The organism is Microbacterium sp. UBA837 (assembly GCF_002296025.1).
Taxonomy (GTDB): Bacteria; Actinomycetota; Actinomycetes; order Actinomycetales; family Microbacteriaceae; genus Microbacterium.
Map to the genome: position 1 here is coordinate 1 of NZ_DBHD01000121.1, position 10664 is coordinate 10664.

Annotated in this window: 9 protein-coding genes and 1 pseudogene; 2 read left to right on the forward strand and 8 right to left on the reverse strand. The window is 68.3% G+C overall.

What is annotated here, in order from left to right; translation table 11 throughout:
* The 6 genes and pseudogenes from B3587_RS09085 to B3587_RS09110 all read right to left on the reverse strand — a co-directional run.
* Positions 1-207 (reverse strand): annotated as a pseudogene (locus B3587_RS09085) (GNAT family N-acetyltransferase); the annotation flags it as partial.
* A 49-nt stretch (positions 208-256) separates the two neighbouring features.
* Positions 257-1156 (reverse strand): DMT family transporter, encoded by a 900-nt coding sequence (locus B3587_RS09090; RefSeq protein WP_292728010.1) that lies wholly within the window; start codon positions 1154-1156, stop codon positions 257-259.
* 73 nt (positions 1157-1229) lie between these two features.
* Positions 1230-1952 (reverse strand): ABC transporter ATP-binding protein, encoded by a 723-nt coding sequence (locus tag B3587_RS09095; protein ID WP_292728012.1) that lies wholly within the window; start codon positions 1950-1952, stop codon positions 1230-1232.
* Positions 1945-2877 (reverse strand): ABC transporter ATP-binding protein, encoded by a 933-nt coding sequence (locus tag B3587_RS09100; RefSeq protein WP_228177978.1) that lies wholly within the window; start codon positions 2875-2877, stop codon positions 1945-1947. The genes B3587_RS09095 and B3587_RS09100 overlap by 8 nt, the downstream gene beginning before the upstream one ends.
* Position 2878: 1 nt before the next feature.
* A complete protein-coding gene (locus tag B3587_RS09105) occupies positions 2879-5509 on the reverse strand; it encodes an FtsX-like permease family protein (RefSeq protein WP_292728015.1) in 2631 nt (876 codons plus the stop codon).
* A gap of 3 nt (positions 5510-5512) precedes the next feature.
* Positions 5513-7381, reverse strand: a complete 1869-nt coding sequence (locus tag B3587_RS09110) for a hypothetical protein (protein ID WP_292728017.1) — start codon at positions 7379-7381, stop codon at positions 5513-5515.
* Positions 7382-7425: 44 nt separating this feature from the next.
* Between B3587_RS09110 and B3587_RS09115 the strand changes: the two genes are divergently transcribed.
* Positions 7426-8667 (forward strand): sensor histidine kinase, encoded by a 1242-nt coding sequence (locus tag B3587_RS09115; RefSeq protein ID WP_292728019.1) that lies wholly within the window; start codon positions 7426-7428, stop codon positions 8665-8667.
* Here B3587_RS09115 and B3587_RS09120 read toward each other — a convergent pair.
* Positions 8643-9008, reverse strand: a complete 366-nt coding sequence (locus tag B3587_RS09120; protein ID WP_228177972.1) for a PLD nuclease N-terminal domain-containing protein — start codon at positions 9006-9008, stop codon at positions 8643-8645. The genes B3587_RS09115 and B3587_RS09120 overlap by 25 nt on opposite strands.
* 37 nt (positions 9009-9045) lie before the next feature.
* Positions 9046-10104, reverse strand: a complete 1059-nt coding sequence (gene gnd / locus B3587_RS09125; protein ID WP_228177971.1) for a phosphogluconate dehydrogenase (NAD(+)-dependent, decarboxylating) — start codon at positions 10102-10104, stop codon at positions 9046-9048.
* An 84-nt stretch (positions 10105-10188) separates the two neighbouring features.
* Here gnd and B3587_RS09130 point away from each other — a divergent pair.
* Positions 10189-10664: hypothetical protein (locus B3587_RS09130; protein WP_292728022.1), on the forward strand; the 476-nt coding region annotated here is incomplete at its 3' end.

The following is a 10664-nucleotide window of genomic DNA, read 5'->3' on the forward strand; positions in this document are numbered from 1 at the left end:
GGTCGCGTCGTCCGTCACGATCCGCGCGTAACCCAACTGCGCGCCGGTTTCGGAGTCATAGATCCCGTAATTGCGAGACTTCTCGATCGCGGCATCCTGCTGCTCGCGACTGCGTCCGCGTGCCCAATACGACAGCTCGCTCAGCCAACGGTGAACCGTGGCCCGATCGACACGACGCGGGTCGGCGGAGAACTCGTATGCAGCCATGGGGATATTCTCCCCGAGCCGGTCGGTCATGCCGCGACGCGGGAACTGCTCATCGCGACGGCTGAGTGATCGAGGCGAGCCGCCAGACCGCCCACATGGCGCCCGCGCCGGCCACCGCAAACACTCCGAAGCTCCACAGCGGTGCCCCGACTGCCTCGCCGAGCACCGTAATGCCGAGGATGACGGCGATGAAGGGATCGACAATCGTGAGGCCCGCGACGACGGTCTGCGGAGTATTTACCGTGTGGGCCGTCTGGACGAAATAGATCGAGAGCGCCCCGGCCACCGCGATCCCGACCAGGCACGCGATCGTCAGGAGGTTGGTGTCGTCGATACGGAAGTCCTGCGATGCCAACGCCGTCTGGACGCGCAGGATGACGGTCTTGCCGAGCGTCGCGACGAAACCTGCGAACAGCCCCCCGAGCACGACGTAGGCGACAGGGGGGATGCCCCGCCGGCGCAGCAGTGCAAGAACAGCGAAGGTGACGGCGAGAACCACGAGCAGAATGATCAGGATCAGGATGAGTTCACGGTCGGTGATCGTCGTCTGCACGCTGACGGCGGCCGCGACACCGACGAACGCCGCGAGGCTGGCGACAGCGACCAGGATCGCAACGATCTCGGCACTGCTGGGTCTGCGCCGCGTGACCACCGCGGTGAGCGCGGACGCAAAGACCAGCGCGATGACACCGACTGGCTGTACGACGATAAGGGGTGCGAACGCCAGAGCGGTGAGCTGTGCGAGGATCGCCAGCCCGAACAGCACGGAGCCGAGAAGCCAGACCGGAGTTCTGGCAAGCGCCCAGAACCCCGCGGCCCCCAGTCCCGAAGTACTCTCGCCCTTCGCTCGCTCCACTCCGACTGATTGGAGGTGGTTTCCGACAGTGAGCAGCGCCGCTGACAACACGGCAAGCGCGATACCGATGATCGGAAACGAACTCAGCTCCATGTGGGTCCCCCGCTGTCCCGCCGTGTCACCTGGCGCTCAGGCTATCCGACAGCGCAGGATCTAGGGACGCCGATCAGCCGGATGCCGCGGGCTGCGCGAGAACGCCTCGTTCGGTGAGCACCCCATCGTGGATCTCCAAGACCCGGTCCGCGCGCGCCACGATCGACGGGTCATGTGTCGAAAGCAGCACCGCGACCCCGTCGTCGTGCGCGACCGAGGCGATGAGATCGATCATTGCATCGGCGGTGTGCGAATCGAGCTGGCCGGTCGGTTCATCGGCCAGCAGCACCCGCGGCGACGCCGCCAGAGCCCGAGCGATCGCGACACGCTGACGCTGACCGCCAGACAGTTCCGACGGACGCTGCCCGGCGTGGCCAGCCAGGCCGACCCGCTCCAGGAGCGCCGCGACCTGCTCGTCGCGCGCGCCCGGTTCGGTCCGGGCGATCCGCAGTGGGATCTCGACATTCTCGGCGGCGGTGAGCGCGTCCAGAAGTCCGAACGACTGGAAGATGAAGGCGACGTCCTCACGCCTGACCCTGTCGAGGTCACGCTCCGAGGCATCCGTGATGACGACCTCTCCGACGCGGGCCGATCCGCTCGACGCCGTCTCGATACCGCCAAGGACGTGCAGGAGGGTCGTCTTTCCCGCCCCCGAGGGGCCGATGAGCACGACGAGTTCGCCCGGGTACAGCTCCAGCGAGGCCCCGACGAGGGCGTGCACCTCTCCGGCGGGCGTCACGTGGGTCACCGACAGGTCGGATGCCGTGACCACGGGCTCCACGGAACGCTCACTCATCCGTAGCCTCGCCTCGTGTCTCTCCGGCTCCGCCCCGGCTTGCAGAGCCCTCGTGACCGGGCCGCACCGCGACATGATCGGCCTGAAGCTGTAGTCGCACCCGATCACGCAGGCCCAGGCTCGTCAGGTAGTCCGCCGGCAGCTGCATCCGCCCGACTCGGTCGAGCACGACGAACTCCTCGGCCATGGCGTGCTCGCGTCCGTCGTCATCGGTGTGAGTCCAGCGCAACACTTCGGTTGCCGTACGACCGTCCCGGATCTGGACAGTCCGCTGGACGTGCTCAGAGACCGCCGGGTCGTGGGTGACGATCAGAGCGGTGGTTCCCAGCTCGGCGTTGACCTGCTCGAAGGTGCGAAGAACCTCCGCCGATGCTTCCTCGTCGAGGTCGCCGGTCGGCTCATCGGCCAGCAGCACCCGAGGCTCATTGACCAGTGCGACCGCGATCGCGACGCGCTGCTGCTGCCCGCCCGAGAGCTCTGCCGGGTGCCGGCCTGCCAGGTGGGCAGCCCCGACGAGATCCAGCATCCGCAGCGCACGCTCCTTCGCACGAGGCTTGCGCCCGATGGCTGCGGCCAGCTCGACGTTCTCGAGCGCGGAGAGGTAGGGCAGCAGGTTCCGCGCTGTCTGTTGCCAGACGAAGCCCACCACATCGCGCCGGTAGGCCACGCGATCGCGGTTGGTCAGCGACGGCAGGTCACGGCCAGCGACCACAGCCTTCCCCGCCGTGGGGGTATCCAATCCCGACAAAATCGCCAGCAGCGTCGATTTGCCTGAACCCGAGGCTCCGACGAGTGCGACAAGTTCCCCGCGACCGACGAACAGGTCAAGGCCCTGGAGGGCCTGCACCTCGATATCGGCGACGGTGAAGATCCGCACGAGTCCTTCGCAGTGGATGTCGGCTTCAGCCGAGGGTGCTGGTGTCATCTCAGTCCTCCCCCATTCGCAGCACTGTCGCCGTCGAGGTCGCGCGAGCACTCAGCACGCCGCCGATCACGGCGAGGGCGAGAGCTGCCAGCACGATCGCGACGAGCGTAGCGCTCAGGACGGGATCGATGAAGAGCGAGGGCTGGCCGCCCCCACCGGTGAACGGGCGCAGATCGATGGAGAACACGATCAGAAGGGGCAACAGGATGCCGAGAGCCCCGCCAGCCACCAAGGCGGTAACTCCGAGCGGAACGAACTCCCACGCCACGATGCCGCGTGTCTCGCGGCGCCCCATGCCCATCGTGCGCAGCAGCGCAATGACACGGGAGCGTGCGTCCCGGGTCACGCCGGCCACGACGAGGACGGCAACCGCCGACAGCGCGATCGCGATACCGACCGCGCTGAGCAAGGCGACCCGCAGGGCCGTGACCGCCGGAGAACTGCGGATCTCGTCGGTTGAGGCATCCAGCAGACTTACCGAGAAGGTGCCGCCGACGATCTGACCGACGCGATCGATGACGGCAGCGGCGTCGTAGCCCGGCGCGACCTCGATCAGCACCGTGCGCGGGAAAAAGCCCTTGCCGGTGAGTGCGGTGTAGTCATCGGCCCCCATCACGACGAACTCCGACGAAGCCGTGAGACCCAGAATCTGCTCGATCGGTTCGGCTGCCTCCGCAGGCGCCCCCGAAATGGCGTCGATCGCTCCACCGAGCTCGGCCGCGAGCGCCGTCGAGGGGACGACCTGCACGGGGATCTCCCCGTCGGCGAGTCCCCCGGGGAAGGCTCCCACCATTCCGTCCTGCACAGCCGCGAGCGCCGTCGGATCGGTGGCGATGACCTCGGCGGTTACGCGGCCCCCGGGGCCCGTGACCGGCAGATAGTCGCCGCGCAGCAGGCCCGCGACGGCCGCGACACCCTCGACCCCCCGGATCGTGTCGAGCTGATCGGCATCAACGTACGGGCCGGAGATCTGGATGTCTGCGCCGACCATGCGCTCAGCCGCGACGACGGCGCCACGGTCGACGGTGGCAAGCACAACCGAGGAAAACACCGCGATCGCGACGGCCACGAGCATCGCGAGCACTGCCGCCGTCCCGGCAACCGGTTCCCGGACGGCGCGCGCGGCGCCCACGAGGCCCGTCGCTCCCCAGCGACGCCGTTGCAGACGCAAGGCCAGAGCGAGGGGGATCGGATGCAGCCGCACGACGATCAGCGCGAGCGCTACGGTCACCAGCAGCGGCGCGGCCACCGCGAGCGGATCGAGAGCTCCAGCGCCCGCGCCGCGGACCAGCAGCACGGTCACGGCTCCCGCGGCGAGCACGACCACGAGAGCCTCCGTCGCCAGCATCGGCAGCGTGCGGCGCCTTCGATCGAGGTCTTCCCGACCGACAGCGATGAGATGTCGGGGCAGTGCGAGAGCAAGTGCCGCGGCCGGAACCGCACCCGCGAGAACAGCGAGCGCGACAGGGAACCAGCCTGCGTCCGAGGGAACGAGGAAGACCCCGAGCGCGGCCGCAAGGACACTGGCGGGGATGCCGAGCAGCGCCCCCTCGAGAGCGAGCAGGCGCCGCAACTGGGACGAGGCGGCACCTCGCGCGGCCAGCAGCGCCAGCTGCTGCCGACGTCTACGCACCATGAGCGCCGCCGCGAGGACCTCGAGCGAGAAGGCCACGACGACAGGGCCTACCGCCGCCACCGCAAGGATCGCACGCGTCGCTTCGGTACGCCCGACGGCGGTGCCGAGCGCGGCGACCAGACCGGAATCGAGCGCCACGCGAACATCGCCACCCGGGCCCAGCGGCAGCGGTGACGTGACGATTGCGCGAATCGCGGGAAGCAGCTGCGCGACATCGACGTCGGCGGCACCGGCAGCATCGACCGGGTACCACACGACCACCGTCCCTGGCGGGTCGAGCACCTCCCAGGTCCCGGGATCAATCCAGGCAGCGGAGGTCGCCACCGGACGCCGGTTCCCGTCGTCGAAGACGGTTGCCGTAAGCGCTGTTGGCAGATGAAGCCAGCGCGGATCATCCGGATCTGCTGCTCGCACCGTCGCCGTCAATACCAGCTCGAGCGGTGCCGTCGCGGTGAGAATCGTGCGCCGCTCTCCGATCGGCCAGTCCATCGTGGCGGCCGCGTCCTCCGACAGGGTGATCTCGATCGGCCCGGAACCCGACCACGCACTCGGCCACGCCCCTTCGGCAATCTGCAGGTGCGCGAGGGCATCCGGCTCTGCCATGAGGTGAACGTCAGTAAAGGGCGAGGTCGGCCCCAGAGCCTCCGGCGATGCCCGTAGCGGATCGGTGTAGACCGCGACCTCGCCATCACCGACCAGGCTCTGAACGATCGACGGCCACTGATCGCGCGCGCTCGACAGTGACGATTCCAGGCCCGGGATGCCGCCATCGGGCACGACCGCCGATACCGTCCCGGTCAGGTCTCGTGTTGTCGGGGCGAGCTGCCCCACCTGGTGAGCTACCTCGTCCCGAGTGACCTGGACGAGCATGCGGGGCGCAACGGAGATGAGCAGAGCAGTCAGCGCAGCAAGGACGACGATGACCGTCGCGGCACCGCGCGGCATGCCGAAGCGACGCCGCAGCAGGCGGAGAACCGAGAGGCGATTCGGTGGCATCCGTTACTCGTCCTCTCGGATCAGCCGCGCGAGCGCTCGCGGAAGACGGACCCACCAGGCAATGGCGAGTCCACCGACCAGCAGCACCGCCAGCAGCACGAGCAAGGCGGGAACATCGACCTGGATGCCGACGGGGTAGGCAGCGGGAAGATCACCGGATGCCCACCGGACAGCCGGAGGCACCGTCGCCGCTGCCGTCACCGCTCCCCCGATGATTCCGGCCACGAAACCGACGACGAGCGCCGTCGTATTTTGCGTTGCCACCACCGTGGTCGCACCTCGCCTGCCGGCTCCCACAATGGACAGCAGCGCCGCGTCGCGGGCCTCGACTCCGCTGACTCTGCCGCGCAGGACCAGCAGAGTCAGGGCGATGAGGACGGACCCGATCGCCGACACCTGAAGGATTGATCCCTGGGCGACACGGTCTGCTGCAACAGCCGGATCGGGGGCGAGCACGACCACCTGCGGGTACTCCCGTTCGATCAGCGCGGCGGAGGCACCGGGGTCGTCGGCGGCGATCCAGAGCTGATTGGGCTCGACCCGCTCCCCCGACACGACGGCCAGGCGCGCGAGATCTACGAGAAAACCTCGCGAGCCGGGTGTCCCTGGGATAACGGGAACCACGCCGGCGACCACCAGGTCCGCAGTCAGTGAGGGCGAGGAGGCATCCAGGGCAAGGGAGTCACCCTCGATCAGCCCCAGATCATCGGCGACGTCTTGCGACACGAGAGCGGGGATCTGGCCGGCGCTCGAAAGTCGGCTCAAGCGCTCGGACCACTCGCCCGGGTCGACGACACCGGGGATCGCCGTCATCACCTCGCGGATCTTCTGTGATTCCAGCGCCAGGATCGGGACGCGGTCGCGCTCCGAGCGCGTCGAGGGCATGCTTGCAACCAGTTGACGGCCTTCCATTGCGGCGTCCGCCCCGGCTGCGGCGGAAATTGCCGAGGGTGTGACGTCCGCGGGGATGGTCACGACGCGAAGGTCTGCGCCCACCCGCAGCGCTTCCGGTCCTTCGCCGACACCGACAGCGCTGGAGGTGTACGAGGCTGCCACGACGCTTATTCCGACCGCAATGGCGACGGCGATCATCGATGAGGCGGAGCGCCCGGGCCTGCGAGAGAGCCGCCGCAGCGCCGTGACGAGGATGAGGCCCCGACTCCGGGACGCCGCGCTGCTGAGCATCCGGAGCCCGGCAAGTGCGAGAACGGTCGATGCAGTGGCAACCACGAGCAGGAGCAGCGCCGGGGCCAGGAACGAGATCGGATCCACACCGAAGGTCAGAAGGCGCCAGGTCGCCACCCCGGTGACGATGGCGACGACAATGATCGCAGCGACAGCGACCGCGACGCCCCGCGCCGGCGGGCTCTCGCGACCGGCGAGCAGCCCCGCGGCACCCGCAGTGCCGACGACGAACACCGCAACACCCGTAGCCGTCAGCACGACCTGCGCAGCGGCTGCCGTCAGCATCCACAAGAACACACCGGCTCCGAGAGCACCGGCGAGGCCCGCCACCGTTGCGATGAGGGCGGCCTCGAACACCGCCATCGTCACGAGCCGGCGCGGCCGCATGCCGCGGGCCAGAAGCAATCGCGTCTCGCCGGCGCGTGACCGGGTCACTTCCGCTGCCGACAGCACCGCGGCCAGGGCGACCGGCAGCGCGAGCATCCCGATCGCGACCGCGGCGACACCGGCTGACCCGTCGCTCGCCAACCCTTCTTCTGCCGAGTGCGCCACCCGAGCTGCATCCACCGACGCTGCTGCGCTGACCAGCGCGCCCGAGAGCCCCGCGAAGACTGCCAGGGCCACAAGTGACGCACGCGCGGCGCCAGCGCGGCGGAGGGCGAAACGGATGCCTCCGCTCACTCGCACCCGCTCCGCATCCTGGCACTCTAGCCGAGGGCCCTGCCCAGCGGATGGCCGCGGGGTTGAACGCGACAGGCGGCGCCGTCGTCTCCGACGAGAACGTGCAGCGCATCGCAGCGGGCTCGCTCGGCATCATTCTTCTCGACGGCGAGGGCGTGCTCGCAGCCGCGGGAATCCCCGAAGCCGATGTCCCGACGATTGTGGCTCGCGCCGCTCACGAGCCAACCGATATCGACGGTCGGTACCTCGCCGAAACGATCGACACGACGGGCTTCTCGCTGACGTTCAGCGACAACGAGAGCGAAGTCCCGGTGACCTCCGCCGTGCTCGTGGTGCGCACAACCGATCGCGAGGCCAATGGCGTTCTCCTGATCTCGGCGCTCTCGGTGACGGCGGTGGTGACGACCATCATCCTCATCATTGCGGCGGCGATCGTCGTCGGTCGTGGTCTTCGCCCACTCACGGCGATGGCTGAGCACGCCGAGCGGATCGCAGAGGGCGACCGCACCCTCCGTCTTCCGGTCGAGAGCAGCGGCGACCCGGCAATCGCTCGCATGGCGAGCACCGTGAACCTCGCCTTCGATGTGCAAGAGGATGCCGAAAACCGCATGCGCTCGTTCGTCGCAGATACCTCGCACGAGTTGCGTACGCCGCTGACCACAGCGAGCGGCTGGGTCGAGCTCTACCTGCGTGGTGGTCTGACCGACCCCGATGCCCTCGCAGAAGCGATGGCGCGCGTGGAGCGACAGCTGGGGCGAATGAGGCTGCTGACGGACGAGCTGTCCCTGCTCGCGCGGACCGACTCCGGCCGGCCCCTCGAGAACACGCCGGTCGATCTCGCCGCCGTCGCCGCAGAGGTGGTCTCGGACGCTCGCGTGCTGCATCCTGAACGCCGTCTCATCGTCGACACCGATGGTCCCGCGCGGGTCCTCGGCGACGAACCTCGGTTGACCCAGGTCGCGCGCAACCTCGTCGGTAATGCGTTGCAGCACACTCCGCCGGATGCCGACGTCACGGTCAGCACACGGATGAACGCCGACCGCGTCATCCTGCGCGTACACGACACCGGACCAGGCATCCCGGCCGAACAACTACCGCATGTGTTCGAGCGGTTCTGGCGGGGCGACACCTCCCGCCATTCTGCGGGCTCGGGCCTCGGACTCGCGATCGCTCATGCCCTGGTCAGCGCACACGGCGGCATCCTGCGCGTCACCAGCGCGCCGGGCCAGGGAACGACCTTCGAAGCGAATCTTCCCGCGCTGGACGGTCAGCCTGCCGAGCCGTCGCGGTGATCGCGCTTGCGCTTCTCGATCTCAGCCCGAAGTCGCCACTCCTCGATCTCGAGGTCCAGATCGGCTAGCTGCTGCTCGGTGCTGCGCGTGTCGCGGGGCCGCACGGGGGCGCTCGCCGGCGGAGCCCCTTTGTCGGTGTACTCGCGCCAGGGCGCCGGCGCACGCTGATAGTCCCGTCCCAGTGCGAACCAGAAGACACTGCCCAGCAGCGGCACGAGAACGATCAGAATCACCCACGCGACCTTGGGGAGGTAGCGCACGCGATTCTCGGAGATGACGATCGCGTCGATGAGCGCACCGATGCTCAGTGCGATGACGAGGACCGAGAACAGCACTGGCATGCCGACAGCCTAAGCACAGGCCGCGCAGCCGTGAAGGTCAGCCAGCCTGATCGGACTTGCGAGCACCTGCCTCGAGCACATCCCCGGTGGGAAGCTCGTGGTGGCCACCGAACTGCAGGCGCATCGCCGAGAGAAGCTGGTTGGCGTAGTGATCCTCATCACGGGATGCGAACCGCTCGAACAGCGCTGCAGAGAGCACGGGAGCGGGAACCCCCGTGTCGACGGCGGCCTTGACGGTCCAGCGGCCCTCGCCCGAGTCGGAGACCCGGCCGGCGAGTCCGTCGAGCGTGGGGTTCTCTTCGAGGGCAGCTGCGGTGAGGTCGAGCAGCCACGACGAGATGACCGATCCGCGACGCCACAGCTCCGCGACCTTGGGGGTGTCGATCGTGAACTGATAGAACTCAGGCTCTTCCAGCGGGGCGATCTCGGCCGAATGTTCGGCTTCGCGGACTCCCGCGTCGGCGTTCTTGAGGATGTTCATCCCCTCGGCGAGCGCGGCCATGATCCCGTACTCGATGCCGTTGTGGACCATCTTGACGAAGTGGCCGGCCCCCGACGGGCCGCAGTGCAGGTAGCCGAGCTCTTCGGGCGCGTAGTCGCCGGTACGCCCCGGCGTGCGCTCGATGTCGCCCTTGCCGGGCGCGATGGTCTTGAGGATCGGCTCGATCCGGTCGAATGCCTCGTTCGGACCGCCGACCATGAGGCAATAACCGCGCTCAAGGCCGAACACGCCGCCGCTGGTGCCGGCATCCACGTAATGGATGCCCTTGGGCTTGAGCTTCGCGGCCCGGCGCACATCGTCGCGGTAGTTGGAGTTGCCGCCGTCGATGATGATGTCCCCGGGCTCCAGCACCTCGGCCACCTGGTCGACGACATCGCCGGTGAGGCCCGCGGGGATCATGAGCCAGATCGCACGAGGTGCCTCGAGCTTGCTCGCCATGTCGGCGAACGACTCCGCACCCGTCGCGCCCTCGCCGGCGAGGGCGGTCACGGCATCCGCATTCACGTCGTAGACGACGCATTCGTGCCCGTCGTTCATGAGGCGGCGCACGATGTTCGCGCCCATTCGTCCGAGTCCGACCATTCCCAGTTGCATTCGTGATCCTCTGTTCCGCGGTATCGCTGACACGGCCAATCGATGCGGGCCTGCCTGCAGTCTAGAGAGCCAAAGGATGACCGCGTGAGTGGAGATTCGCCAGCGACCCGTCCGCGCCGCGACTGGCTCGACATCATGGCGGTGTTCGTGTTGTCGATCACGGCAGTCCTCACGGCATGGTGTGGGTTCGAGGCCTCCAAGTGGGGCGGCGAGATGTCGATCGCGTTCAGCCAGGCATCCAGCGCACGAGTACAGGCAACCAGTGCCGAGGGCGAGGCTCGCGATGCACGACAGTTCGACCTGAGCGTCTACGCCGAGTGGGTCCGGGCCACCTACAACGGCGAAGAAGACCTCGCTGCCTATATCGAGGACCGGTTCAGCCCCGAGTTTGCCGTGGCGTTCGAGGCATGGGATGCCGGTGGACGTGTCGAAGCCGGTCCCTTCGCGGTGCCCGAGTACATCCCTCCCGGCACCGTCGAGGCGCAGGAACTTAACGAACGCGCGGATGCGAAGTTCCAGGAGGCGCTCACCAACAATCAGCGCGGCGACAATTACTCGCT

Bases quoted from the DNA above. Each gene is read 5' to 3' on its own strand.
- B3587_RS09090 (WP_292728010.1), bottom strand. From the start codon at position 1,156: ATGGAGCTGAGTTCGTTTCCGATCATCGGTATCGCGCTTGCCGTGTTG.
- B3587_RS09105 (WP_292728015.1), bottom strand. From the start codon at position 5,509: ATGCCACCGAATCGCCTCTCGGTTCTCCGCCTGCTGCGGCGTCGCTTC.
- B3587_RS09115 (WP_292728019.1), top strand. From the start codon at position 7,426: ATGGCCGCGGGGTTGAACGCGACAGGCGGCGCCGTCGTCTCCGACGAG.
- gnd (WP_228177971.1), bottom strand. From the start codon at position 10,104: ATGCAACTGGGAATGGTCGGACTCGGACGAATGGGCGCGAACATCGTG.
- B3587_RS09100 (WP_228177978.1), bottom strand. From the start codon at position 2,877: ATGACACCAGCACCCTCGGCTGAAGCCGACATCCACTGCGAAGGACTC.
- B3587_RS09095 (WP_292728012.1), bottom strand. From the start codon at position 1,952: ATGAGTGAGCGTTCCGTGGAGCCCGTGGTCACGGCATCCGACCTGTCG.
- B3587_RS09120 (WP_228177972.1), bottom strand. From the start codon at position 9,008: ATGCCAGTGCTGTTCTCGGTCCTCGTCATCGCACTGAGCATCGGTGCG.